Genomic DNA, 25,703 nt, shown 5'->3' with positions numbered 1-25,703 from the left:
CCATTCTGGGGCTGCTCACTATTCTTCGCTGAACAAATCGCCGCCATGCATGTCGATCATTTCCAACGCCTTGCCACCACCGCGAGCCACACAGGTGAGAGGATCTTCAGCCACCACTACCGGGATACCGGTCTCTTCCATCAGCAGGCGATCCAGGTTACGCAGCAATGCGCCACCACCGGTCAGCACCATACCGCGTTCGGAGATGTCGGAAGCCAGTTCCGGCGGGCACTGTTCCAGCGCAACCATGACCGCGCTGACGATACCGGTCAGAGGTTCCTGCAAAGCTTCGAGAATTTCATTGGAGTTCATGGTGAACCCACGCGGCACACCTTCAGCCAGGTTACGGCCACGCACTTCAATTTCACGCACTTCGTCATCTGGATAGGCTGAGCCGATACCGTGCTTGATACGTTCTGCAGTGGCTTCACCGATCAGTGAACCGTAGTTACGGCGCACATAATTAATGATGGCTTCGTCAAAGCGGTCGCCGCCGATACGCACAGAAGAAGAGTACACCACGCCGTTAAGCGAGATCACCGCCACTTCAGTGGTACCACCACCGATATCAACCACCATGGAGCCGGTGGCTTCCGATACTGGCAGACCCGCACCGATCGCCGCAGCCATAGGCTCTTCAATCAGGAAGACTTCACGCGCGCCTGCACCCTGAGCGGACTCACGGATCGCACGGCGTTCAACCTGGGTAGCACCAACAGGTACGCAAACCAGTACGCGCGGGCTTGGGCGCATAAAGCTGTTGCTATGAACCTGCTTGATGAAATGCTGCAGCATTTTTTCGGTGACAAAGAAGTCGGCGATCACGCCGTCTTTCATTGGGCGAATAGCCGCGATATTGCCAGGCGTACGCCCCAGCATCTGCTTGGCGTCATGACCTACGGCCGCAACGCTCTTGGGTGAACCGGCACGATCCTGGCGAATGGCAACCACCGACGGTTCATTCAGTACAATGCCTTGTCCTTTAACATAAATCAGGGTATTGGCGGTACCCAAGTCGATGGACAAGTCATTAGAAAACATGCCACGAAATTTCTTAAACATAACGAAAGGATAATCCTGCAAGCTGGGGGCGGAAAATAAAATCCGCCTACTTTACCAACCACACGAAGCAGCGACAAGGCGCAAAAACGTCCTACTTCGGTGAAAATTAGTCTGCGTTATTTGTGACCGAATGCACGGAAAGCGAATGGGGCCTGATATCCCTCAACAAAGGCTCAGCTAGCCACCAAATCAACGTACCAAACGGCAGTAACACAGCTCATAAAATCTAACATTTTTCCTGATTGTCACCGGTGGTAAGCACCTACTGACGCCCACAGGAAAAGACGGGCCATTCTACGTTAATTTTTGCCCGGTCATCAGGTTAAACACGATATCGACGCGAATATTTTTTGCGAGCTATATCGATCGGCTCTGGCGAAGCGAAAAAGTCCCCCTGCCCACCCAGGATCCCGCGCTCTTTCAGCGTCTGCCATTCGTTGCGCGTACGCACGCTGGCGGCAAAAACCTTCGCTTGAGTGCCTTCGCAGGCACCGGTCAGGCTCTGAACGAACAGCTGATTCTCATCCCGCCGGTCAATACTCCTTACCAACCCTGGGTGAAGCTTGACGATCTCCACCGGTAACGACTTGATATAAGAGGTACTAACCACCGTCAACCCAGCCTGAGAAACCGCCAGACGACAGCCCAATCCGGTCAGCAATCGCAGCACCGGACGCAAACGGTCGATATGTTGACACACATCTGCCTCTGCAAGTTCAATCAGAATTCGCCTGCGGTGACTTTTTTCACACTGTAACAGGGTATCGCGCAGCCAACGTTGGAAACTGCGCTGCAATAATGAATCAACGCATAGTGGAAACGCCAGCGTCTCTTCCGGCCACAGTGCCAATAAAGGAATAATCCGATTCATCTGCTGGCGGTCATAGCTTTCCGCCAACCCAAGCTGATTGACCAGCGGCATATATTCGGCAGGCAACAGTTCCTGTGCGCCATCATAAATCCGACTCATGATTTCGCGGTGATGCACATCGCCTTCCACCGTCACCGCCGGTTTTTGATATAAACGAGGGCCGCCACGCGCCAGCACCTGTTCGAGCAGCGTGCGCCATTTAACGCTGCCGCGCCCTTTCTCTGGCACATCGCTATCATAGACGTACCAGCCGTTTTCGCCTTGCAGTACGGCGTGGCGGGTTGCCTGTTCGGCGTAATCGATGATTTCTTCCGTGGTCTGCCCGCCGCGGTAGGCAACAATACCAATATGCAAGAACGCCTCGCGGTCAATCAGCGCTGTTGAGGGCAAGGAGTCGATCGCGTTGACCAGCTGCGCCGCGATGCCGTCCGCTTCTTTCAGCGTGCGGTGTGGCAGCAGAACGGTAAAATCACTGTGGAAATAGCGGGCCAGTAAGGCGGCAGGGTAACGCATGACAAAAGTGGACAGCAGGTTGACCAATGAATACATCAGCTCCTGTACCGCCGCGTTGCCGTGAATTTCACGCAGGGTATCGAAATCCGGCAGGCGCACCATCATGACGATGCCGTGTGACCCGACATCTTCCAGTTGAGTCGTGAGCTGGTTATCAAAGAACAGCCGGTTATTGAGGCCGGTTTTCGCATCCTGCGCGGCAAAAGCACGGATCAAGGTATCTACCCGGCTGCGCTCCTCACGTGCTTCGGCCAAATCGGCCAGCAGACGATCCAACGCGCCGCTGACGCTGGCGGGCCATTCGCGAATGTCTCCCTTCAGCACCTGTTCACGCTCGCCGTTGAGAATGCGCCGCGCCCGTCGCTCAAGGCGATCTTCACCTACTGCTTGTTCGCGCAGCCAGCGTAAACTGAACAGCAGGATCACCACCATGATGACAATCGACAGCGTGACCGCCGCCGTGGACTGTAATGAACGCACGTCGCTGGCGAACGGATCGAGGTAGGTGACATTCACCCGGGTGCCGGGGTGATGCATCATGTTTAACGAGGTTTGGCGGTAGCCAGCCAGCGATGCCCAAGGGGCTTTGATGGTCGGCAGGCTGTAGGAGAAAAGGTTGCTGGTTTCGGTATCGACATGAATCGCAACGATACCTAGCGGCCGCATCACCAAGGGCAGCCAGTTATCCTGAGCCTGCAGAGGTTGGAGCAGCATTGCCTGATCGATGGAAGTGGCCAGGGCTTCAAAACGGCGCTCGAGGCGTTCCTGAGTCACGTAAAAGAAACTGTATGAACACCCCATCAGCATCAAGAACATAGCCAATGCGACGAGCAGGGTGATTAGAGCAGAGAGTTTGGTTGTAAATCTCATCCCTGTGCCTTCTGCGCGATGATAAAATGAAGAGCCACCTTTTGATGTTCCAAGGCCCCGTTCCTGCTCGATTGAAAACAACGCAATACCCTGATATTTAAAAATCATGAAGCGACTTCAATTTCTTTGCCAAGCATCAGGTTAGCTTTACAAAGCTATCAAGCCTGGCCGACGAAGAAAACCATTAAGCACTATTTTTTTGTCCTTTATCAGGACAGGCTTTTTTATTATGCATATAGTCAGACAATACTGAACCATACATTCATATGATATATGAAAAAACGTGGAGCGATGCATGCGAGTATTATTATTGGAACAAGATGGCGAAAAAACCCTGGCACAAGTCAAGAATATTGATAGTAAGCAGTTGCCAGAAGGGGATGTGACGGTCGACGTCAACTGGTCCAGTCTCAACTATAAGGATGCCCTGGCGATCACCGGCACGGGGAAAATTATTCGTCACTTCCCAATGGTGCCAGGTATCGATTTTGCCGGCCTGGTACACAGCAGCACAGATCCACGTTTTAAACCAGGCCAGAGCGTAGTGCTCACCGGTTGGGGCGTTGGCGAAAGTCACTGGGGCGGGTTGGGCGAACAGGCCCGCGTTAGCGGCGAATGGCTGGTCCCGCTGCCACAAGGGCTGTGTGAACGCAAAGCGATGATCCTCGGCACTGCCGGCTTTACCGCCATGCTGTGCGTGATGGCACTGGAAGAAGGTGGAGTGAAACCGGAGGACGGCGACGTTCTGGTCACCGGAGCCAGCGGTGGCGTAGGTAGCACGGCGGTCGCCCTACTGTCCGCACTGGGCTATAGCGTCACCGCCATCAGCGGACGCGACAGCAATACCGACTATCTGAAATCCCTCGGTGCCAAAACCGTCCTGCCCCGTAGCGAGTATATTGAAACACCGCGCCCGCTGGAGAAACAGCTATGGGCTGGCGCCATCGACACCGTCGGTGACAAATTGCTGGCTCGCGTGCTGGCGCAGATGAATTACAACGGCACCGTTGCCGCCTGCGGCCTGGCGGGAGGCTACAAGTTGCCGACTACCGTGATGCCGTTTATCTTGCGTAACGTGCGTCTGCAAGGCGTTGATTCGGTGCTCACGCCGCTGCATCGTCGCCAAACCGCCTGGGAACGTCTGGCCGGTATTCTGCCAGAAAGCTTCTATGAACAAGCCACACAGGAAATTCAGTTGGAAGACGTGCCTGCCGCTGCTACCGCGCTGATGAACAATCAGATCACTGGCCGCACCCTGGTAAAAATCCGCCCGTAATCTGTTGGGCGCCGCATCCGGCGCCTGCTTATTCACCACAAGAAATTACCTCTCGTTTACCTCTCTTTACATCCACCCTCTCGCAGAAAGTTGGCTTTCACGCCATGCTTACACCATCACTTGCGGAGAAAAAAGATGAAACAACAGCGAAAACTGACCGAAGCCGATGTCACGCCGGAAAGCGTGTTCTATCAGCGGCGCAAGGTACTCCAGGCGTTAGGGATCACGGCAGCCTCGCTGGCTTTGCCCACCCAGGCACAAGCCGACTTGCTGTCATGGTTCAAAGGTAACGATCGGCCCCCAGCCCCGCCGGGTAAAGCGTTGGACTTCAGCAAGCCCGAAGCCTGGCAAGCCAAACTGGAGCTTACGCCTGAAGAAAAAGTCTCGGGTTACAATAACTTCTACGAGTTTGGTCTGGACAAGGCCGATCCCGCCGCCAACGCGGGCGATCTGAAAACGACGGACTGGAAGGTAAAAATCGACGGCGAAGTCGGTAAACCCATAACGCTGGATATCGACGATTTACTCAAGCGATTCCCGCTGGAGCAACGCATTTATCGCATGCGTTGCGTTGAAGCCTGGTCGATGGTGGTGCCGTGGATCGGTTTTGAGCTGGGCAAACTGCTTAAGCTGGCCGAGCCCAACAGCAACGCGCGCTACGTGGCTTTTCAAACGCTGTACGATCCAGAACAGATGCCCGGCCAGAAAGATCGCTTTATTGGGGGTGGCCTCAAGTATCCCTATGTCGAAGGTTTGCGCCTTGATGAAGCCATGCACCCACTGGCTCTGTTGACCGTGGGCGTGTATGGCAAGATGCTGCCACCGCAAAACGGTGCTCCGGTGCGCCTGATCACTCCATGGAAGTACGGCTTCAAAGGCATCAAGTCTATTGTGCAGATCACCCTGACCCGCGAACAACCGCCAACCACCTGGAATCTGTCTGCTCCCAACGAATATGGTTTTTACGCCAACGTGAATCCCCATGTCGATCATCCGCGCTGGTCGCAGGCCACCGAGCGCTTTATCGGTTCTGGCGGCATCCTGGATGTGAAACGTCAGCCGACGCTGCTGTTCAACGGTTATGCCGATCAGGTGGCTTCGCTGTATCACGGCCTCGATTTACGGGAGAACTTCTGAGTGCGCTTAACCCCCAAGCAGATCACCTGGCTAAAAGTTGCCATCTACCTGGCAGCATTCCTGCCCTTTCTGTGGCTGGTGCTGTCCGTCGATCAGGGCTGGTTCAGTGCCGATCCGGCCAAAGATATCCAGCATTTTACCGGCAGGATGACGCTGAAGTTACTGCTGGCCACCCTGCTCGTCACTCCATTGGCCCGCTACGCGCGCCAGCCGCTGCTGATCCGTTGCCGACGTCTGCTGGGTTTGTGGTGTTTTGCCTGGGGAACGCTGCATCTGGTAAGCTACTCGACGCTGGAACTGGGGCTGAGCAACATAGGCCTGCTGGGGCGCGAACTGGTAACCCGCCCCTATCTGACGCTAGGTATCCTCTGCTGGTTGATTTTGTTGGCCCTGGCGGCCACCTCAACGCTATGGGCGCAGCGTAAATTGGGGGCCAACTGGCAGAAGCTGCATAACTTCGTCTATCTGGTGGCGATCCTGGCACCGATCCACTACCTTTGGTCGGTAAAAACGTTGTCACCGCAGCCTTTTATTTATGCCTCGCTGGCGCTGCTGTTGTTAGCTCTGCGTTACAAGAAATTCCGCTCGTGGTGGCGTAAACCACGCTAAAACCGGCAAGATTGACGGTAAAAATCCCCTACCGGGGCGCGGAACTTTTCTGTGTTCTACCCCTCATAATCCAATAGCGGCACTGGGTGTTTGCTGATTTAGGGTTGAATATCTTCGCTGATAAGACCAGTATTTAGCTGCGAATTGCCACGATATCGTTATAATGCCCGACCTTGAGCCTGTCGCTGCAGCAAAATCTGCGCGTAACAGGTGACAAATCGGTGACATCGGGTTATTTTCTACGATGATGGTTTTATTGCCGGAGATACCAGCACAATGGCGGATAAGTTTCACATTTTGCTTCTGAACGGCCCCAATCTCAATCTGCTGGGGACGCGTGAGCCGGAAAAGTACGGCAGCGCTACGCTGGCAGAGATTGTTAACGGATTGGAAAACCAGGCGCTCGCGCTAGATATCACCCTGAGCCATCTGCAGTCCAACGCCGAGCATGCGCTCATCGATCGCATTCATCAGGCACGCGGCAATACGGATTTTATCCTGATTAACGCCGCCGCGTTCACGCACACCAGCGTGGCGTTGCGCGATGCACTGTTGGCAGTAGAGATCCCGTTTATCGAGATCCACCTGTCCAACGTGTACGCTCGTGAGCCTTTCCGTCATCACTCCTACCTGTCTGATATCGCGGTAGGCGTGATCTGTGGCCTCGGCGCGGATGGCTACACATTTGCTTTACAGGCAGCGGTTCGCCGTTTGTCAAAAACCCACTAATTGCTACACAAAAAGAGTACGGAATCACACTCATGGATATTCGTAAAATCAAGAAACTGATCGAACTGGTTGAAGAATCAGGCATTTCTGAACTGGAAATCTCTGAAGGCGAAGAGTCGGTTCGCATCAGCCGTGCCGCACCGGTGCAGGCTTACCCAATGATGCAGCAGTACGCAATGCCAGCCCAGCAGCAGCAACCTGCTCTGGCCACCGCCGTTGCCCCTGCTGCCGCAGAAACCCCAGCAGCACCAGCGGCCATGAGTGGCCATATCGTTCGTTCACCAATGGTAGGGACCTTCTACCGCACCCCAAGCCCGGACGCGAAAGCCTTCGTGGAAGTGGGCCAGAAAGTGAACGCCGGTGATACTCTGTGCATCGTTGAAGCCATGAAAATGATGAACCAGATTGAAGCGGACAAATCCGGTGTGGTTAAAGCGATCCTGGTAGAAAACGGCCAACCGGTTGAATTTGACGAGCCACTGGTCGTCATCGAATAACGAGGCGCACCATGCTAGATAAAATTGTTATCGCCAACCGTGGCGAGATTGCGCTACGTATCCTGCGCGCTTGTAAAGAACTGGGCATCAAAACCGTTGCCGTTCACTCAAGTGCCGACCGCGATCTGAAACACGTTCTGCTGGCGGATGAGACCGTTTGTATCGGCCCTGCCCCGTCAGTTAAAAGCTATCTGAACATCCCGGCCATCATCTCCGCCGCCGAAATTACCGGCGCCGTGGCGATCCACCCGGGTTATGGCTTCTTGTCCGAGAATGCCGACTTTGCCGAGCAGGTAGAGCGCTCTGGCTTTATCTTCATCGGCCCACGCGCCGAAACCATTCGCCTGATGGGTGACAAGGTTTCTGCCATCAGCGCGATGAAAAAAGCCGGCGTACCTTGCGTACCAGGCTCCGACGGCCCGCTGACCGATGACATGGACAAAAACCGTGCCTTCGCCAAGCGCATCGGTTATCCGGTGATCATCAAGGCTTCCGGCGGCGGCGGCGGTCGCGGCATGCGCGTTGTGCGCGGCGACAAAGATCTCGAACAATCCATCTCCATGACCAAAGCGGAAGCCAAAGCGGCTTTCAACAACGACATGGTGTATATGGAGAAGTACCTGGAAAACCCTCGCCACATCGAAATTCAGGTGTTGGCAGACGGCCAGGGCAACGCCATCTATCTGGCTGAACGTGACTGCTCCATGCAGCGCCGCCACCAGAAAGTGGTCGAAGAGGCACCAGCACCGGGGATCACCCCAGAGCTGCGCCGCTACATCGGTGAACGCTGTTCAAAAGCCTGTGTGGAAATCGGCTACCGCGGTGCAGGTACCTTTGAGTTCCTGTATGAGAACGGCGAGTTCTATTTCATTGAAATGAACACCCGTATCCAGGTAGAACATCCGGTTACCGAAATGATCACCGGCGTGGATCTGATCAAAGAGCAGCTGCGTATCGCTGCCGGTCAGCCGCTGTCGATCAAACAGGACGAAGTGAAGGTGCAAGGCCATGCGGTGGAATGCCGTATCAACGCCGAAGACCCGAACACCTTCCTGCCAAGCCCAGGCAAGATCACCCGCTTCCACGCTCCTGGTGGTTTCGGCGTGCGTTGGGAATCTCATATCTACGCTGGCTATACCGTTCCGCCGTACTATGACTCCATGATTGGCAAGCTGATCACCTACGGTGAAAACCGTGACGTGGCGATTGCCCGCATGAAGAACGCCCTGGCTGAGCTGATCATCGATGGCATCAAAACCAACGTTGAACTGCAGCAGAAGATCATGACCGACGAAAACTTCCAGCATGGTGGCACCAACATCCACTATCTGGAGAAGAAGCTGGGTCTGCAGGAAACCTGATTATCGGTTAACGATATTGGGCTAATAAAAAACACCGCATGAGAACTTCTGCGGTGTTTTTTTATTTAATGGAGAGAGGGATTTTGCCCCTCACCCTAACCCTCTCCCAAAGGGCGAGGGGACCGATCGAGTTAGGCTGAAAATGTAGTGATTCATCATTAGCACCGGCTGACTCACCTTGATTCCGAAACAGCACGGGCCAATCAAGAACTCCGGACAGCTCCCTCTCCCTGTGGGAGGGCGAGGGGACCGATCGAGTTAGGCTGAAAGTGTAGTGATTCATCATTAGCACCGGCTGACTCACCTTGATTCCGAAACAGCACGGGCCAATCAAGAACTCCGGACAGCTCCCTCTCCCTGTGGGAGAGGGTTGGGGTGAGGGGTATCGCACCCATAAGCATACGCCCGCAAAACCTCCTGGATCTTGTCGATAATCAGGCTAAGTGGGTCACCGGCACACTCGCCAGCCATCAGGCGTGGGAATTGCAGCGGGAAATACTGGCTCAGCATACCCAACGGAATGGCTACTCCGCTCAGGTTTGCCACCAGCTTGTCAATGGCCGCGCTGATGCGCGCTTCAGGCCAGTAATAGCGGATCCGATCGGACAGGCTGTAGTGCAGATCGATCATCGCCTTCGAATGACGCGGATCGTAATACTTCTTCCAATACTTGGGCTCATCCTGCATCACGCTGTCGATCACTGCCAGCACGTGGCTCTGCTGTTCTGCGGCAATCAGCTCCTTCTCTATCAGCGCCAGGCTGAAGATCGCTTCACGCAGGGCAAAGGTCAGCGCCGGGCCGACTTTCAGGATCGCAAAGTGATCGCGCACCAACTGGCGGAACGCTTTCGGGGTTTGATAATCCGTAGAGTGGGCTTCAAACACCAACGGCGTTGACTCAATCATGGCGGAAAGCTCGCGTGCCTGTTCCGGCTGATAGTGGATCACCGTGGAATGGTCGAACTCGACTCCCGGCTGCACAACCAGCCCCACAACCCGCTCCATGGCCTGCTCCAAACCTAAGCGAGCAAACGCCTGCCGATGCGTCTCGATGGTCTTGGCGGCATCCTGTGGCCGCGTGACGTGTACCTGAGCGATAGCGTGGCTTTCCCCACCCGGAACCGGCACTTCCGTACCTATCACGTAGCTCAGCGCCTGCCGCTGCTCTGAGGTGGCAGCCGCTTCCGCCACCGCACATAGCCGCGCCGCACGCTCCGCCACCACCGTTGGCGGTAAAGGAACCGGATCGTCCGCGCAGGACATGGAAGCATCCAGATGAATTTTACTGAACCCAGCCTGAACGTAATCGGCAATCAGGCGTTCGGCTTTCTCCATCGCCAGCCCAGCCGGTTCATCCTGCCAACAGTTCGGCCCAAGATGGTCACCCCCCAATATCAACCGTGACTGCGGGAAGCCAATCTTGGCGGCAATGGCATACACAAACTCGCGGAAATCCGCCGGTTTCATCCCGGTGTAGCCGCCAAATTGGTTCACCTGGTTGGAAGTGGCCTCAATCAATACCTTACGCTGGCTAGCCAGGTCAAAACGCAACGTGGCCTCAATCACCAACGGATGTGCCGAGCAAACCGAACAGATACCAATATGCTTGCCGCTTTTATGCTGCTGGATAATAGATTTCATGCTTATGGCCTCATTTACCCGTCGCCTTTCAGTCACAGGGTAAGCAATGTCCTGAACTGAATATTCAAGACGTTGGAATGTTATTTACAGCGCGCCGACCGGCACGGTCCGTTGCTGCTGCAAGAAAGTGTCAATTTCAGCGAAGGTAGAGGTCCCTTCCATTGGCCCACGCCGGGTTACCGCCAGTGCACCGCAGGCATTGGCATAGCGCAGCGCCTGGGAAACGCTGTGCCCCTGTAACCGGCAAGCAATGTAAGCGCCGCCAAAGCAGTCGCCCGCCCCGGTCGGATCGACCTCGTCTACGGCATAGCTGTCGATATGCAGGGTTTCATCCGCGGAATAATAGCTCGCCCCTTTACTGCCGCGTTTCACCACCACTTCTTTAATGCCGTCCTTCAGGTAGCGAGCAATCGCCTCATCCAACGTGGTTTGGGAGGACAGCAGCATCACTTCCCCTTCGCTCGGCATATAGATATCGGTCAGCTCCAGCACGTAATGCAGCGCATCACGCATCTCGGGGATATTGAGCATTTCCTTACGGATATTCGGATCGAAAGACAAGGTGCCACCGTTCGCTTTGACGATCCCCGCAGCCTTCTTCACCGCGTCCACCATATGGAAGGAAAACAGCGATGACCCCATAATGTGGAAGTGCTGGCAGTCCTGCAGCAGTTCGGCATTCACATGCTCGGCCGATAATTTCCCACAAGCTGCGTTCTTGATATTGAAAATAAAATCGCGATCGCCGTTGGAGTGGTAAGTGACGAAGGCGCTGCCGGTCGTCTCATGCGGCAACACACGGATACCGCGCGTATCCACTCCGTCAGCCTTTAGGCGCTCGATATTCAACGTGCCGAAACCGTCGTTACCCACGCAGCTGATGATGCCGCACTGCCCGCCCAGCTTGGTCACCTGGTCGATAAAAATCGCCGGGGCGCCGCTGGGAAAAGGGCCATTCCATGAGCCTGGATGGGTAAAAGATTGGCCAACTTTATCGGCCATGATCTCAACCAGGATCTCGCCGATGGTATAAATTTTTCTCATTGTCCCGTTCCTTATACAAATCTGCCTGTGATCGTTAGCCACGTTTCTTCTTGTTTCTGACGTCGACATACACCGCGATAAGGATCACCAGTCCCTTCACCACCATTTGATAGAAATAAGGCACGTTCATTAAATTCATACCGTTGTTGATGACCCCAATGGTCAGGGCACCAATCATGGTACCGATCACCGTGCCGTAGCCGCCATTCAGGCTGGTGCCCCCCAACACCGCGGCGGCGATCGCGTCCAGCTCATAGCTCAACGCGGCATTAGGCTGGCCGGAATACAGCCGTGAAGCCAGGATCATGCCGCTGATGCCCGCCATCACGGCGGTGATCATAAAGACCTTTATTTTCAGCGCGGAAACGTTAATCCCCGAATAGATCGCAGCTTCTTTGTTACCGCCGGTGATATAAATTTTGCGGCCAAAGGTGGTTTTCGACAGGATGAAATGGTTGACGATCAGCAACACCAACAGGATCCAGATTGGGATCGGGATATAAAGGAACTCGCCGTTACCCAGCGCCAGAAACGCCTCGTTTTTGATCATGATCGGCGTGCCGTCGGTGACGATATAGGCAATGCCCCGGAAGATGCCCATCGTCGCGACGGTAACGATAAACGACGGGATACCGGCCAGCGCAGTCAGGCTACCGTTAACCAGGCCCAGCACCAGCGCGGCCATAATCGACAGCGGGATCACCAGAATAAACGGGATGCCAAACGACAGACCAAGCGCAGCAAAGGTCCCCACCAGCGCAATGGTTGACCCCACCGAAAGATCGATATCCCCCAGCAACAGCACGTAAGTCATGCCATAGGCGGTAATGGCAATGATCGAGACCTGCAAAATAATATTGGTAATATTATTCACGCTCAGGAAGCTGTCGTTGATCACGCTGAACAGGATCACCAAGGCCACCAGGCCCGCCAGTATGCCGCCGTACTGCTTGGCGGCTTTTGCCAGTTTCCCTGGCCCGTTGAACGCCGAATGGCCCTCGGCGGCCAGCACTTTATCGCTCATTATTTCACTCCTGTTGCTGCGGTCATGACCTGGGTTTGCGTGAGTCCAGCGGTGGCAAAAACGTCGGCGATCTGCTTGGCGCGCATCACCACCAGCCGATCGCTGAGCGCCATGACTTCCGGCAGTTCGGAAGAGATCAAGATAATGGCAGTGCCCTGCGCAGCAAGCTGGCGTATGACGTTGTAGATCTCGAACTTGGCACCGACATCCACGCCGCGCGTTGGCTCGTCGAGGATTAAGATCCGTGGCACTTTTTCCAACCATTTCGACAGCACAATCTTTTGCTGATTGCCGCCGCTCAGGGTACTGACCAGTTGGTGGGGCGAACTAACCTTGATGTTCATCCGCCGGATCGCCTGCTGGGTTTTCGCCTCTTCGTGCTTATGGTTGATCAGGCTGGAGCCCGCATACTGAAAGGCGACGTGATGGGTGTTCATGCTTACGTCATGCATCAGCACCAACCCCTCCTCCTTGCGGTTTTCCGTCACGAAGGCGATACCATGCTCTATCGCCTGCTTTGGATTGCGAATAGTGACTACCGCCTCATCAATGCGAATTTCACCCTGATAGCCGGTCAGGCCAAAAATGGCCTTCATTACGTCTGAACGCCCCGATCCCACCAGCCCAAAAAAGCCCAGCACTTCACCTGCACGCAGTGAGAAATGGATATCGTGAAACAGTTTGTCCTGCGAAAATTGCCTGACTTCCAGCACCGGCACTTGCTCTGCTGAAGGAGGTTCGCCGATGCGTGGCGGGTAGATATTGGTCATTTCGCGGCCAACCATCTGGGCAATCAGCCGGTGAATATCGGTCTGGTGTTTATCATGGGTAGCAATGAACTCGCCGTCGCGCAGCACCGAGATATCATCAGATACCCGCATGATCTCATCCATGCGGTGCGAGATATAAATCACCGCGCAGCCGCGCTGTTTCAGCTTGTCGATGATGCCAAACAGGATGTCGGCCTCGTTATCGCTCAGCGACGACGTTGGTTCATCCATGATCACGACATCTGCTGGGTAGCTCAGCGCCTTGGCAATCTCTACCAGTTGGCGCTGGGCCATCGACATGGTGCCGACAATTTGCTGTGGATCGAGCGGAATGGCCAAGTCCGCCAGCAGGCGTTGGCAATCATTCACCATCTGGCTATCGTTAATAAAACCAAAGCGGGTTGGCTCATTATTAGCGTAGATATTTTCTGCTACGCTCATGTTATTGCTCAGGCTCAGTTCCTGAAAAATAATCGCGATACCCAACTTTCTGGAATGCTGCGGGTTGTTAATAGTGACGTTTTGCCCTTTGAGGAGTATTTCCCCTTTGGTCGGCGGATAAATTCCTGCCAGGATTTTCATTAGCGTAGATTTGCCGGCACCATTTTCACCCAGTAGCGTATGGACTTTACCTTTGCGTATTTTCAGGCTGACATTTTTTAATGCGTTAACATGGCCGAAACTTTTGGCTATTTCCGTTACCGCCAGCACCGTATCCGTCATTATTTCCTCCACCCACGTGGCCTCTCACCCCAGCCCTTTCCCAAAGGGAGAGTGGACCGATCGAGTTCGTTGGTTTCTCTGTGTAATACCCAGTCCTCTTGCTTCTTACTACTCACTTCCCGAAGCAGCACGGACCAATCAAGCACTCCGACCAACTCCCTCTCCCTTTGGGAGAGGGTTGGGGTAAGGGTTAGCCACTGAAGCTTGGGATAACGAGCAGTGTTATTTACCGGTATAAACACCTGGTGCAACTGGAATCAACTTGGCGACTGGCTTGCCGTTCAGATGGTCAACGGCAGCATCAATAGCCTTGGCCCCCATTTGGTCTGGATATTGGCGGATAACGGCCACAAAGGTCTTGTCGCTGTCGACGGCGTCGCGAGCCTCTTTCATCCCGTCGAAACCGATGATCTTGATATTGTCGTTACGAGCGGATTTGGCGGCGATCACCGCAGCCAGCGCAGCATCATCGCCAAAACCAAACAGGCCATTCAGATCCGGGTGCGCCTGCATCATGTTCTGCGCCACGGTTAACGCTTCCGCCCGGGTGATGCCGGTTTGGATCGCCACAATCTTCACGTCAGGCGTATCGGCCAGCCCTTTCTTGAAGCCGTCCACGCGTGCCACCACCGATTGCAGCGCCGGATAATCGATAATCGCTACCTTGCCTTTGCCGTTGAGCAGTTTGCCCATCAGCTTGCCCGCTTCGACGCCACCGGCGTAGTTGTCGGTCGCCACGTGAGTGACCACCGGCACGCCTTCGGCGGCCACATCAACGGTAATAACCGGAATACCGGCTTTCTCCGCTTTGATAATCGCCGCCTGCACGCCTTTGGAATCCACCGGCGAAATAATAATGGCGTCAACCTTCTTGGTAATAAAGTCTTCTACGTCAGAGAGTTGTTTATTCAGATCCTGATTGGCAATCGAAATATTCAGCACCACGTCGTCTTTCTTGGCTTCCGCTTTCATTGCGTCGGCCAGATCAATATAGAATGGATGCTGCTGCGTCAGCAGCGATGCGCCAATTTTATATTCCTTGGCTAACGTTGCCTGTGAGAATATTGCCAGGCCGATGGCCAGCACTGAGCCTAATACCTTTAATTTATGCATGATCTATCCTCAGTTTTTATTATTTATGCTAATTTAGCTTGCTGTTTTGTAGGGGTGTTACGCGTTAATAGTTATAATTGGCCCTCGCAGCCGCACACGCCAATCACTTTTTCCACTACCCGTTGCATAGCGCTTTTCGCTGGCTGCATATAGTGGCGCGGGTCATTGGCATCCGGATGCTGGTGGAAATATTCTTTCAGGGCATCCGAAAAAGCGATTTTCAGCTCGGTAGCCACGTTGACCTTGCAGATGCCTAAACGGATACAGCGGCGGATATCGCTATCGCTCAGGCCGGAAGCCCCGTGCAGCACCAGCGGCACTTCCACACGATCGCGGATCTGTTCCAGGCGGGCAAAATCCAGCTTGGGCTCGGACTGGTACAGACCATGCGCGGTACCAATGGCCACCGCCAGCGAATCGATCCCGGTACGGGCAACAAACTCCACCGCCGCCTCCGGCGAGGTGTAGATAGCGTCTTTCCCTTCCACGATCAGGTCGTCTTCCTGGCCTCCCAGGCGGCCTAGCTCAGCCTCAACGCTGGCATCGTAGCGGTGGCTGTATTCAACGATTTGTTTGACCAGCGCCACGTTTTCTTCAAAAGGAAAGTGAGAGCCGTCGATCATCACGGAACGGATCCCGGCGTTGATCTTATGGTAGATATCGGCGGGCTCTTCGTGATGATCCAAATGCAACGCCAGCGGGATCTGATACTCATGCGCCAGTGCCTTGACGATCATGATGATGTTTTCCAGCCCACCGTAGCGGTAAGTGCCGGTCGTTCCCGCCAGGATCACTGGCGAACGATACTGTGCAGCGGTTTCGACCACCACCTGCAAGGTTTCCAGGTTGTGGATGTTGAATGCTGGCACCGCGTACCCTTGCTGCTGCGCTTTCTGCAGCATATTCTTGCTTGAAATGATGTACATCGATTCTCCTCGATCCCGCACCTGATACCGCAGTCGGTAATTACAAAATGAAAATTTAGTTAGATAAACTTTCCAAGTGAAACCGAATATAGAGAGAAAACGCGCAAAAAAGCGTGACAGGGATCGAAGATTATCAAATAACTTTCAAAACGTAATATAACTAGATGTTGATTACGAAACATAAGGTATGTTCCGGTGTTTGTGCGCTGAAGATTACCCTATCTCGGGCGTATACCCTCCCACGAACATCACCTAATAACATGAATAATAATAAAAATATAAACCTAAGCACTCGCCCAATCCTGACTTTCAAAATAACGAAAGCCTGCGAGGGTATTACTTTCAATTAGAAAGTATGAAGGATATAGTAGCCCTTATTACCGTTTAACGATGGGGGCGAATGTGCCCAGAAAGTCATCTAACCTGCTGAAACGCAGATTGAAAATTGCTGAAATCGTCGGCCAGCAAGGGGAGATCAAGGTCGACGATCTTTCTGCCCAGTTAGGGGTTTCCGGCGTGACGATCCGTGGCGATCTCAGCTACCTGGAACAGCAAGGCTACCTCAAGCGATCCTTTGGCGGTGCCATTGCAACCCCAACGCAGCCGCTGGCGGAGCCGACCGAACCAGGGATCGCCCTGCCCCCACTCACGCTGGCTAACCAGTTGGAAATCGCCCGCCACTGCGCCAGGATGATTGCCGATCGCGATACGCTATTTCTCGGCCATGGCGATATCTGCCGCAAGATCATCCCGTTCCTGAGCGGCCTGAAAAAGCTGCGGCTGATCGTCAATGACTTACAGCATGCGATCCTGGCCGATCAGTTTTTGGACGGTGAGATTATCGTCGCGGGTGGGGAGTTGATCCGCTCGCATACCGCGCTGAGCGGTAAAGCGTTGGATAGCGTGATCCAACAGTTCACCATCAACCACTGCATTCTCGAGGCCAGCATTACGGACAGCTCCGGCATCCTGAATATCGATCAGCCGCTGTTGGCGTCCCATTACCAACGCTGCCTGGACAAGGCGCAGAATAAAACCGCCATCATTACCCATTTGCCCATTCAGGCCAGTGCGATCGGGACTATCGGCCACCTCAGCCAGGTGGACAATCTGGTGACCAACCGTGGCGTGAATGAACATTATCAGCAGCAATTATTCGAATCCGACTTCAGCATCCGCTACACCAATAACGAATGTTTTACCTGGGCCAACCGGGAAACGATCGGGGAATAAAGGGGCACTTATGTCAGTTAGCATCTGCACGATGGGTGAGTTACTGGTTGAATTCCTTTCAAAAAATTATAATCAGGGATTCACTCAGCCAGGCGAGTTTCTTGGGCCGTTCCCCAGCGGGGCACCGGCTATCTATGCCGCTCAGGTGGCGCGGCTTGGCTTTGGCTCCACGCTGTTTGGCTGCGTGGGCAACGACGATTTTGGCCGCCTGAATATCGAGCGCCTGCGTCTGGAAGGGGTGATCACCGACGGCATCAGCGTGATCGACAAGGCCCCGACCGGCACGGCATTTGTCAGCTATCGCAACCCGCTGGAACGCGATTTTATCTTCAATATCCCCAACAGCGCCTGCGGCTTCTTTACCGCCGACCATATCGATCTGGGCTTGCTGAACCAGTGCCAGCATTTCCACATTATGGGTTCTTCGCTGTTCTCATTCCGCATCATCGATGCCATGCGCCGGGCGATCCAGATCGTCAAGGCCAATAAGGGGACGGTGTCGTTCGATCCCAACATTCGCAAAGAGATGCTCAATATCCCGGAGATGAGCCAGGCCTTCGATTACATCCTCGAATATACCGATATCTTCCTGCCGAGCGAGGGAGAAGTGCATCACTTTGCCAGCAGCAAAAACCAACAGGAAGCGGATATCGTACAGGAACTGTTGGCCAGCGGCGTGAGCCACATCGTGATCAAGCGCGGCCAGAAAGGGGCCAGCCATTACCAGCAACAAAACGGCCAGACGCAGGAGCTACACACTCCAGGCTATAACAGCAAAATGGTCGATCCGACCGGAGCAGGCGACTGCTTTGGCGCGACCTTTGTCAGCCTGTTCCTGTCCGGCTTCAGCGCAGAAAAAGCGTTGCAGTATGCCAATGCCAGCGGTGCCCTGGCGGTTTCCCATAAGGGGCCGATGGAAGGGCTATCCAGCCTGGCGCAGATTGAGCATTTTATTGCACAACAGGCGTAAAGCCCATCAACCGGCCAGCCTTTGGCCGGTTTTTTATCCCGATTGCCAACATAACGGCTTGGCAAAACCGTCCCTTGTCGTAAAATCCCCTCCTTTGCCAATCCATAACCGTAAACCCCTTGGAGGCACGGATGGAACAACGCTTTGTTCAAGCTAACCGCGAAGCACGCTGGGCACTGGGCCTGACGCTGCTTTACCTGCTGGCCTGGTCGCTGGCGGCCTATCTACCAGACAGCAACGCCGGGATCACCGGGCTGCCACACTGGTTCGAAATGGCCTGCCTGCTGGTACCACTGCTGTTTATTGGCCTGTGCTGGCTGATGGTACGCGGCATCTTCCGCGATATCCCCCTGGAGGATAGCGATGCAAACTGAGGTCATTCTGCCGCTGATCGCCTATCTGTTGCTGGTATTTGGCCTCTCGGTGTATGCCTATACCCGTCGCCAAAGCGGTAACTTCCTGAGTGAATATTTCCTCGGTAACCGTTCGATGGGCGGCTTTGTGTTGGCCATGACGCTGACCGCCACCTATATCAGCGCCAGCTCGTTTATCGGTGGGCCGGGTGCCGCCTATAAATACGGCCTCGGCTGGGTGCTGCTGGCGATGATCCAACTGCCCGCCGTGTGGCTTTCACTTGGCGTGCTAGGGAAAAAGTTTGCCATTCTGGCGCGGCGCTACAATGCCATTACCCTTAACGACATGCTGTTCGCCCGCTATAAGAGCCGCTTGCTGGTATGGCTGGCCAGCCTGAGCCTGTTGGTGGCCTTCCTTGGGGCAATGACGGTTCAGTTTATCGGTGGCGCACGCCTGCTGGAGACCGCTGCGGGCATTCCTTACGACACCGGCCTGCTGATATTTGGTATCAGTATTGCGTTGTACACCGCGTTTGGCGGCTTCCGTGCCAGCGTGCTGAACGATGCCATGCAGGGGCTGGTGATGCTGATAGGCACGATATTACTGCTGGTTGCGGTGATCCACGCGGCGGGCGGCTTGCATAGCGCGGTCGATAAGCTGCAACAGATCGATCCGGCGTTGGTTTCACCGCAAGGCGGCGATCAGATCCTCAGCCTGCCGTTTATGGCTTCGTTCTGGATCCTGGTGTGCTTTGGCGTGATTGGCCTGCCGCACACCGCCGTGCGCTGTATCTCATATAAAGACAGCAAAGCCGTGCACCGTGGCATTATCCTCGGCACTATCGTGGTGGCTATTCTGATGTTTGGTATGCATCTGGCTGGCGCCCTGGGCCGTGCGGTGCTGCCGGATCTGAAGATCCCCGATCAGGTGATCCCGACGTTGATGATCACCGTGCTGCCCCCTTACGCCGCAGGGATCTTCCTGGCCGCACCGATGGCGGCGATCATGTCGACCATCAATGCGCAGTTGCTGCAATCCTCTGCCACCATCATCAAAGACCTCTATCTGGGCGTGCGTCCGCTGCAGATGAACAATGAGAAGATGATCAAGCGCTTCTCCAGCCTGACCACGCTGATCCTCGGATTACTGGTGCTGCTGGCCGCCTGGCGCCCGCCTGAAATGATCATCTGGCTGAACCTGCTGGCGTTCGGCGGGTTGGAAGCGGTATTCCTCTGGCCGCTGGTGCTGGGCCTGTACTGGGAACGCGCCAACGCGCAGGGAGCCCTTAGCTCAATGGTCACCGGTGCGTTATGCTATACGCTATTAGCCAGCTTCGGCCTGCAACTGGCCGGATTGCACCCTATTGTGCCTTCGCTGTTACTCAGCCTGTTGGCGTTTTATCTCGGTAACGTCTACGGCGAAAAGCGCCAGTTGGCGTCGTCCTTACCCTCTTGAGAGAATTGTTATGCCTTGGATCCAACTAAAACTGAACACCACCGGCAGCCAGGCAGAAGACCTGAGCGATGCGTTGGTTGAAAGCGGCGCGGTGTCGGTCACCTTCCAGGACACCCACGACAACCCGGTATTTGAACCGCTGCCGGGCGAAACCCTGCTGTGGGGCGATACCGATGTGATCGGCCTGTATGATGCCGAAACCGATATGGCCGAAGTGGTCGCCATACTTGAACAGCATCCGCTGTTGGGCAGCGGTTTCCGCCACAAAATCGAGCAGTTGGAAGATAAAGACTGGGAACGTGAGTGGATGGATAACTTCCACCCGATGCGTTTTGGCGAGCGCCTGTGGATTTGCCCAAGCTGGCGTGACGTGCCCGATCCGGACGCGGTGAACGTCATGCTAGACCCAGGCCTGGCGTTTGGTACCGGCACACACCCGACCACCGCGCTTTGCCTGCAATGGCTGGATGGATTGGATCTGGCTGGCAAAACCGTCATCGACTTCGGCTGTGGCTCCGGCATCCTGGCGATTGCCGCGTTAAAACTCGGTGCCGCCCGCGCCATTGGCATCGACATCGATCCCCAGGCCATTCAGGCCAGCCGTGACAACGCGCAGCGTAACGGCGTTTCAGAGCGTCTTGAGCTGTATCTGCCAAAAGACCAGCCAGCCGATCTGCTGGCCGATGTGGTGGTGGCGAACATTCTCGCTGGCCCGCTGCGTGAACTGGCACCATTAATCAGCGACCTGCCAAAATCCGGCGGCTATCTGGGCCTGTCAGGCGTACTGGCAACTCAAGCCGCCAGCGTAGCCGAAGCCTATCAGGATAAATTCAATCTCGACCCGGTGGCCGAGCGTGAAGAATGGTGCCGCATCACCGGCCAACGCAACTAGTTACATTTTCCCCGCATGCCAAAAACCATCGGAAATTTAAACAGTTCCGATGGTTTTTTCTTTTCCTAAGAATCCGCCAGTTTATCCCGACACTTGCTGGGCGTATTCTCCTGCTCGGAGTGAAGGTGGCCCGCAGCATACGAGCCGCCCACCCAGGATAATTGGTATTTTCATTGGACAAGGATTAGGAAATGAAAGGAAAAATGTTGCTGGCTACCCTGTTGGCCGCCAGCTTCTCGATCGGTGCCGCAGAACATGCTCATTGGGGCTATGAAGGCCAGGAAGACCCGGCGCATTGGGGTAAGCTTTCACCCGATTTTTCACTGTGTGAAACCGGTAAAAACCAGTCCCCGGTCAACATCCAGGGCGCGCTGAAAACCCAGCACGGCAAGCTTGAGCTGGCTTTCCAGCCGGGCAAACAGCAAATCGTCAACAACGGGCACACCATTCAAGTCAACGTCAGCGAAGGCAACACCCTGCGCTTGGACAACGACACCTTCACGCTACAGCAGTTCCATTTCCACGCCCCGAGCGAAAACGAGATCGACGGCAAGCAGTTCCCCCTGGAAGCACATTTTGTCTACAAAGACAAAGACGGTGCCCTGGCGGTGCTGGCCCTGATGTTCCAGCAAGGTAAAGCCAATCCGCAACTGGCGCAGGCCTGGCAACAAATGCCTACCGCTGTCGATCAGACCGCCGTGCTGAACAAACCGCTGGATATCAAAGCGCTGCTGCCGAAACAGTTTAACTTCTACCGCTTCAGCGGTTCACTGACGACGCCACCCTGCTCCGAAGGGGTCAGCTGGTTGGTGCTAGATCAGCCTGTAAGCGCTTCTGCCGAACAAATCAGTCAATTCCACTCGGTAGTCCACCATAACAACAATCGCCCGGTACAGCCGCTGAACGGCCGCGTCATCGTCGATTGATTTTTGCCAGCGCCAACTGCCGCTGCCCTCACTGGGGTGGCGGTAATTCCCAGCACCATTCTTGCCGATTTGTCAAAGTATTAAGCTGAGAATGTTACAAATAACCTGATGTTACGATCTGTTATTACCGGCACGTAAAGATAAAATCCTGTCGTTAGTGGAATATTTTAGCGCACGAAAATTAAGCGCAATCACACAACACATTGTTAAATAAACATAATATTTTCATCAAGGGTGCATAAGCGCACTTTTATTGCCCAATAACTGTCGATTGGTCAAAGTTTGGCCTTTCATCTGAATGAAAAAATGCGTAATATACGCGCCCTTGCGGACACAGTATGGTCAGTCTTTGTCTATGCGCATTGGACACCACCAGTTAACAAATTGCCTGATTGCGGCCCCGATGGCCGGCATCACAGATCGCCCATTCAGAACCTTATGTCATGCAATGGGTGCTGGGATGGCTGTATCCGAAATGCTCTCCTCCAACCCGGAGGTGTGGCGCACGGATAAGTCACGTCTGCGTATGGTACATAGCGATGAACCAGGGATCCGTTCCGTGCAAATAGCCGGATGTGATCCTGATGATATGGCCGCCGCGGCGCGCATTAATGTGGCCAGCGGTGCACAGATCATCGACATCAATATGGGGTGCCCAGCCAAGAAAGTGAACCGGAAGCTTGCAGGGTCTGCGTTACTGCAGTACCCGGATCTGGTTAGACAGATCCTCCTCGCGGTGGTTAACGCGGTGGATGTGCCGGTAACACTTAAGATCCGAACCGGCTGGGAACCAGAGAACCGTAACTGTGTAGAAATTGCCCAACTGGCCGAAGATTGTGGTATACAGGCCCTGACGATTCATGGCCGAACCCGTGCCTGCCTGTTCAACGGCAACGCGGAGTACGACAGCATTCGGGCAGTTAAGCAGAATGTCTCCATTCCGATTATCGCGAATGGCGACATTACTGACCCGCATAAAGCCAGAGCAGTGCTCGACTACACTGGGGCTGATGCCCTGATGATAGGCCGTGCTGCTCAGGGGAGACCCTGGATCTTCCGGGAAATCCAGCATTATCTGGACACTGGGGAGCTGCTGCCACCGATGCCACTTGGCGAAGTGAAGCGCTTGTTAATAGGGCATATTCGGGAATTGCACGGCTTTTACGGCCAAGGCAAGGGATTCCGGATTGCTCGAAAGCACGTCTCTTGGTACTTACAGGAGCATGCCCCTAATGACCAGTTTCGGCGCACATTCAACGCCATAGAGGATGCCAGCGAACAGCTGGAGGCGTTGGAGGCATATTTCGAAAATCTTGCGTAACAAAAAAGAGCTGACAGAACTATGTTCGAACAACGCGTAAATTCTGACGTACTGACCGTTTCAACCGTGAACTCACAGGACCAAGTGACTCAAAAGCCTCTGCGTGACTCGGTTAAGCAAGCACTGAAGAACTATTTTGCTCAACTGAACGGTCAAGACGTTAACGATCTGTATGAGCTGGTACTGGCTGAAGTTGAACAGCCACTGTTGGACATGGTGATGCAGTACACCCGTGGCAACCAAACCCGCGCTGCCCTGATGATGGGGATCAACCGCGGTACACTGCGTAAGAAATTGAAAAAATACGGCATGAACTGATACTAGTCAGTTAACGTATTGAAAAAAGGCGCTTTTACCTCATCTGGTAAGCGCCTTTTTCTTTATTCGTGATACACCACGTGATACACAGGCGAGTGTAACCCTCTAAATAATCCTGATCGAAAAGATCGCTCAGGAAGCCTGTTGCAATGATGGTAGCCACTCAGGAACGGGAAGCCCTGCAGCTTTCAGCTCATTGTGAACATGTGCCAGCACCTCAGGAGCCTCGGCAAACATCGCCAGGAAGCCTCGGATCGCCGCTACGTTCGTTTCTACTGCGGGATTGGACGCCATGACATCGGCTGCACTTTTGATAATTACCGCCTCGCTTTCCGTCCAACGGGTTTTGATCTGGTCTTCACGTACCAAATAGAAATGCAATCCATTTTTACCAGTCCGCTTTCTCTCAAGCAGTGTAGAGCGATGCTTCGAAGCGATCTTAGCCCCTGCCATTACACATTTATCACAGCTCATAGTAGACATCCTTGATACCTCTTGAGGTTTGTTCCAGTTAGCCGGACACCCCGGCTAAAACATTGAACACCGAACGAACAAACCGAACAGAATGAAAAGCGAGCTATTGGCGTGTTAAGAGAGCAGCTAATTTTTACCCATGAATGGATTGTCGAAGATGCACTGGCGGCAAGAACAGGACTCAACGCTAGGCAGATAGAGAAATACCGCCAGGGGTGCTGGGTAGAGGGTATCCATTTCAAACGGGTATCACCGAGTGGGGAGAAAACTCAGCGGGGCATTATTTGGTACAACCACCCAGAAATTAACCGACTGATCCGGAATACATGAGGGAGTTAAATGGCCAGGTGGCAAACACTACATGAGTGGGCAGTTGAAGAGTTTGGGGATGCTAAACCATCACCACAGACTTTGCAGCACTACGCCAAATCAAACATGATTTTTCCACCAGCTAAAAAGGTTGGTCGGCGTTGGATGGTTGAAGCAGGGGCCCGATATGTAGGGCTTTTGGCTAAACCAGTGATAAATGAGAGGGATTCTCCGCTACTCAGGCGGATCTTGATGGATGGGCAATAACGTGAAATTTCTAACCTTGGAGGAGTGGAGCCACAAAGTTTACTCCAGCGATTTCCCAACAAAACAGACCCTGCAACGCTGGGCAAGAGGCGGCTATATCTACCCAGCGCCTGAGAAGCATGGGCGTGTTTATCGGGTGCGGGAAGATGCCATTTACATCAATCCGAAAAACTACCGATTATCAAAGCAAATTGTGGCTGATAGCGGGATGAAACTACCGCCTTTAATGGAGAGGCTCCTTAATGGCAATGGCACCAAGAAAAAACGTACCTAGCGGGGTGGGCGTTGGTGACTAAGTTTTTGTCTGGTAAAGCAATATTTAACTTTAAGTCGGATAATTTCCAAGCGCTGCCGATGGAACGTATCCCACCTCATACCGGCAGGTTTAGGCAGACGTGATAACTTAAAATTCACCTGCGCTATCTGGTTCCAGTAATCCGGCCACAGTGCCTGTGTCTTTGCGTTTACTCTTCGCCCCAGTTGCCGACAGCGTTGCAATGGGCTTTTGCTCTGGCTGGCGTAGTGAAGGCCAGAACACTTTCGACAGGCAAGAATATCAGGATTGATATACAGCTTTGCGGCGCGCCTGTGGCACTGGGGGCATTGGTACCAATAGCGCACGCCGAAGCCCACTTGTGTCGTGGTCAGTAACAGCGGGAAGCTGTAACCGCCCATGTTCACCATGAGATTGCCACCGTGCCGGGTAATAACCACAGCACCGCGCAGAATTTCATATTTAAGCGCATTTCCGGCCAGTATGTGATCCCTCAGGAACGCGATGATCTCCGGGCCAATACAGGGTAATGATGTGGTATAGCGACGTGTCTGCTTGCGCAATTCCTCCCCCTTGGATGAATGCGAAAAAATATGCTATTTGCAATTTGCTGCGCAGTTTTGCGAATGGCTGTGAGCCAATTCCGGTGCGGGTTAAGCGGTGATTTGTGCAGATCGGGCAGTTCCATTTTGCGCAGTGCGCAATTCGCAGATCTGCGCAGTCTTGCGCTCCCTATGAACACTT

General features: G+C 54.1%; 27 protein-coding genes. 17 read left to right on the top strand and 10 right to left on the bottom strand.

Annotated elements, in window-relative coordinates:
* Positions 1-18: 18 nt before the first annotated feature.
* Positions 19-1,062, bottom strand: coding sequence for a rod shape-determining protein MreB (gene mreB / locus N6G83_RS37905; protein ID WP_021180765.1), 1,044 nt, complete (start codon positions 1,060-1,062; stop codon positions 19-21).
* A 322-nt stretch (positions 1,063-1,384) separates the two neighbouring features.
* Positions 1,385-3,316, bottom strand: coding sequence for an RNase E specificity factor CsrD (gene csrD, locus N6G83_RS37900; protein ID WP_024527965.1), 1,932 nt, complete (start codon positions 3,314-3,316; stop codon positions 1,385-1,387).
* A gap of 295 nt (positions 3,317-3,611) precedes the next feature.
* Here csrD and N6G83_RS37895 point away from each other — a divergent pair, with 295 nt between their 5' ends.
* The 6 genes from N6G83_RS37895 to accC all read left to right on the top strand — a co-directional run bounded on the left by N6G83_RS37895 (position 3,612) and on the right by accC (position 8,925).
* On the top strand, positions 3,612-4,592 hold the full coding sequence (locus tag N6G83_RS37895; RefSeq protein ID WP_024527966.1) for an MDR family oxidoreductase: 981 nt from the start codon (positions 3,612-3,614) through the stop codon (positions 4,590-4,592).
* A 135-nt stretch (positions 4,593-4,727) separates the two neighbouring features.
* Positions 4,728-5,729, top strand: coding sequence for a protein-methionine-sulfoxide reductase catalytic subunit MsrP (gene msrP, locus N6G83_RS37890; RefSeq protein WP_024527967.1), 1,002 nt, complete (start codon positions 4,728-4,730; stop codon positions 5,727-5,729).
* Positions 5,730-6,338 (top strand): protein-methionine-sulfoxide reductase heme-binding subunit MsrQ, encoded by a 609-nt coding sequence (gene msrQ, locus N6G83_RS37885; protein ID WP_024527968.1) that lies wholly within the window; start codon positions 5,730-5,732, stop codon positions 6,336-6,338.
* 276 nt (positions 6,339-6,614) lie between these two features.
* Positions 6,615-7,067 (top strand): type II 3-dehydroquinate dehydratase, encoded by a 453-nt coding sequence (gene aroQ / locus N6G83_RS37880; RefSeq protein WP_024527969.1) that lies wholly within the window; start codon positions 6,615-6,617, stop codon positions 7,065-7,067.
* Positions 7,068-7,099: 32 nt separating this feature from the next.
* Entirely contained in the window at positions 7,100-7,564 is a 465-nt protein-coding gene (gene accB / locus N6G83_RS37875; RefSeq protein ID WP_024527970.1) for an acetyl-CoA carboxylase biotin carboxyl carrier protein, read from the top strand.
* Positions 7,565-7,575: 11 nt separating this feature from the next.
* Entirely contained in the window at positions 7,576-8,925 is a 1,350-nt protein-coding gene (accC, locus tag N6G83_RS37870; RefSeq protein ID WP_021180772.1) for an acetyl-CoA carboxylase biotin carboxylase subunit, read from the top strand.
* Positions 8,926-9,255: 330 nt separating this feature from the next.
* Here accC and gatZ read toward each other — a convergent pair whose 3' ends face one another.
* The 6 genes from gatZ to N6G83_RS37840 all read right to left on the bottom strand — a co-directional run bounded on the left by gatZ (position 9,256) and on the right by N6G83_RS37840 (position 16,166).
* On the bottom strand, positions 9,256-10,566 hold the full coding sequence (gatZ, locus tag N6G83_RS37865) for a tagatose-bisphosphate aldolase subunit GatZ (protein WP_260524118.1): 1,311 nt from the start codon (positions 10,564-10,566) through the stop codon (positions 9,256-9,258).
* Between the two features lie 84 nt (positions 10,567-10,650).
* Entirely contained in the window at positions 10,651-11,610 is a 960-nt protein-coding gene (locus N6G83_RS37860) for a sugar kinase (RefSeq protein ID WP_199063305.1), read from the bottom strand.
* 34 nt (positions 11,611-11,644) lie between these two features.
* Positions 11,645-12,634 carry an ABC transporter permease gene (locus N6G83_RS37855; protein ID WP_024527973.1) on the bottom strand — a complete coding sequence of 330 codons (990 nt, stop codon included), beginning with the start codon at positions 12,632-12,634 and terminating at the stop codon, positions 11,645-11,647.
* On the bottom strand, positions 12,634-14,127 hold the full coding sequence (locus tag N6G83_RS37850; RefSeq protein ID WP_024527974.1) for a sugar ABC transporter ATP-binding protein: 1,494 nt from the start codon (positions 14,125-14,127) through the stop codon (positions 12,634-12,636). Before N6G83_RS37850 ends, N6G83_RS37855 begins: the two co-directional genes overlap by 1 nt.
* 222 nt (positions 14,128-14,349) lie before the next feature.
* On the bottom strand, positions 14,350-15,240 hold the full coding sequence (locus N6G83_RS37845) for a substrate-binding domain-containing protein (protein WP_074031513.1): 891 nt from the start codon (positions 15,238-15,240) through the stop codon (positions 14,350-14,352).
* Between the two features lie 71 nt (positions 15,241-15,311).
* Complete coding sequence (locus tag N6G83_RS37840; protein ID WP_074031512.1) at positions 15,312-16,166, bottom strand: tagatose bisphosphate family class II aldolase; 855 nt, start codon at positions 16,164-16,166, stop codon at positions 15,312-15,314.
* Between the two features lie 390 nt (positions 16,167-16,556).
* Between N6G83_RS37840 and N6G83_RS37835 the strand changes: the two genes are divergently transcribed.
* From N6G83_RS37835 to fis, 8 genes are all read left to right on the top strand, one after another.
* Entirely contained in the window at positions 16,557-17,399 is an 843-nt protein-coding gene (locus N6G83_RS37835; RefSeq protein ID WP_081375838.1) for a DeoR/GlpR family DNA-binding transcription regulator, read from the top strand.
* A 10-nt stretch (positions 17,400-17,409) separates the two neighbouring features.
* The gene (locus tag N6G83_RS37830) at positions 17,410-18,369 is read left to right on the top strand and encodes a sugar kinase (RefSeq protein ID WP_024527978.1); all 960 of its coding nucleotides are present in this window, start codon (positions 17,410-17,412) and stop codon (positions 18,367-18,369) included.
* 131 nt (positions 18,370-18,500) lie between these two features.
* Entirely contained in the window at positions 18,501-18,743 is a 243-nt protein-coding gene (locus N6G83_RS37825) for a YhdT family protein (protein WP_024486310.1), read from the top strand.
* Positions 18,733-20,178, top strand: coding sequence for a sodium/pantothenate symporter (gene panF / locus N6G83_RS37820; protein WP_024486309.1), 1,446 nt, complete (start codon positions 18,733-18,735; stop codon positions 20,176-20,178). The genes N6G83_RS37825 and panF overlap by 11 nt, the downstream gene beginning before the upstream one ends.
* A 10-nt stretch (positions 20,179-20,188) precedes the next feature.
* Positions 20,189-21,070 carry a 50S ribosomal protein L11 methyltransferase gene (gene prmA, locus N6G83_RS37815; protein WP_024527981.1) on the top strand — a complete coding sequence of 294 codons (882 nt, stop codon included), beginning with the start codon at positions 20,189-20,191 and terminating at the stop codon, positions 21,068-21,070.
* A gap of 191 nt (positions 21,071-21,261) precedes the next feature.
* The gene (locus N6G83_RS37810; RefSeq protein ID WP_260524117.1) at positions 21,262-21,996 is read left to right on the top strand and encodes a carbonic anhydrase; all 735 of its coding nucleotides are present in this window, start codon (positions 21,262-21,264) and stop codon (positions 21,994-21,996) included.
* Positions 21,997-22,351: 355 nt separating this feature from the next.
* Entirely contained in the window at positions 22,352-23,317 is a 966-nt protein-coding gene (dusB, locus tag N6G83_RS37805; RefSeq protein WP_037411678.1) for a tRNA dihydrouridine synthase DusB, read from the top strand.
* A 21-nt stretch (positions 23,318-23,338) separates the two neighbouring features.
* Positions 23,339-23,635: a DNA-binding transcriptional regulator Fis gene (gene fis / locus N6G83_RS37800; protein WP_000462905.1), complete on the top strand. Its 297-nt coding sequence runs from the start codon at positions 23,339-23,341 to the stop codon at positions 23,633-23,635.
* 132 nt (positions 23,636-23,767) lie between these two features.
* Here the strand turns inward: fis and N6G83_RS37795 are convergent, their stop codons facing one another.
* Positions 23,768-24,118 carry a hypothetical protein gene (locus tag N6G83_RS37795; RefSeq protein WP_211135682.1) on the bottom strand — a complete coding sequence of 117 codons (351 nt, stop codon included), beginning with the start codon at positions 24,116-24,118 and terminating at the stop codon, positions 23,768-23,770.
* Positions 24,119-24,220: 102 nt separating this feature from the next.
* On the opposite strand from N6G83_RS37795, the gene xisR reads away from it, so the two are divergent.
* Genes xisR through N6G83_RS37780 form a run of 3 tightly spaced genes read left to right on the top strand, consistent with a single transcriptional unit; the run spans position 24,221 to position 24,959 of the window.
* Positions 24,221-24,439, top strand: coding sequence for an excisionase family protein (gene xisR / locus N6G83_RS37790; protein ID WP_211135681.1), 219 nt, complete (start codon positions 24,221-24,223; stop codon positions 24,437-24,439).
* A gap of 9 nt (positions 24,440-24,448) precedes the next feature.
* Entirely contained in the window at positions 24,449-24,685 is a 237-nt protein-coding gene (locus N6G83_RS37785) for an excisionase (RefSeq protein WP_211135680.1), read from the top strand.
* The gene (locus tag N6G83_RS37780; RefSeq protein ID WP_211135679.1) at positions 24,675-24,959 is read left to right on the top strand and encodes an excisionase; all 285 of its coding nucleotides are present in this window, start codon (positions 24,675-24,677) and stop codon (positions 24,957-24,959) included. The genes N6G83_RS37785 and N6G83_RS37780 overlap by 11 nt, the downstream gene beginning before the upstream one ends.
* Here N6G83_RS37780 and N6G83_RS37775 read toward each other — a convergent pair.
* Entirely contained in the window at positions 24,956-25,522 is a 567-nt protein-coding gene (locus tag N6G83_RS37775; protein WP_211135678.1) for a hypothetical protein, read from the bottom strand. The genes N6G83_RS37780 and N6G83_RS37775 overlap by 4 nt on opposite strands.
* Positions 25,523-25,703: the final 181 nt, after the last annotated feature.

This window comes from Serratia sp. PL7 (assembly GCF_945957435.1).
The sequence above is the reverse complement of the archived record's forward strand: the minus strand, read 5'-3'. Positions and strand labels throughout refer to the sequence as shown.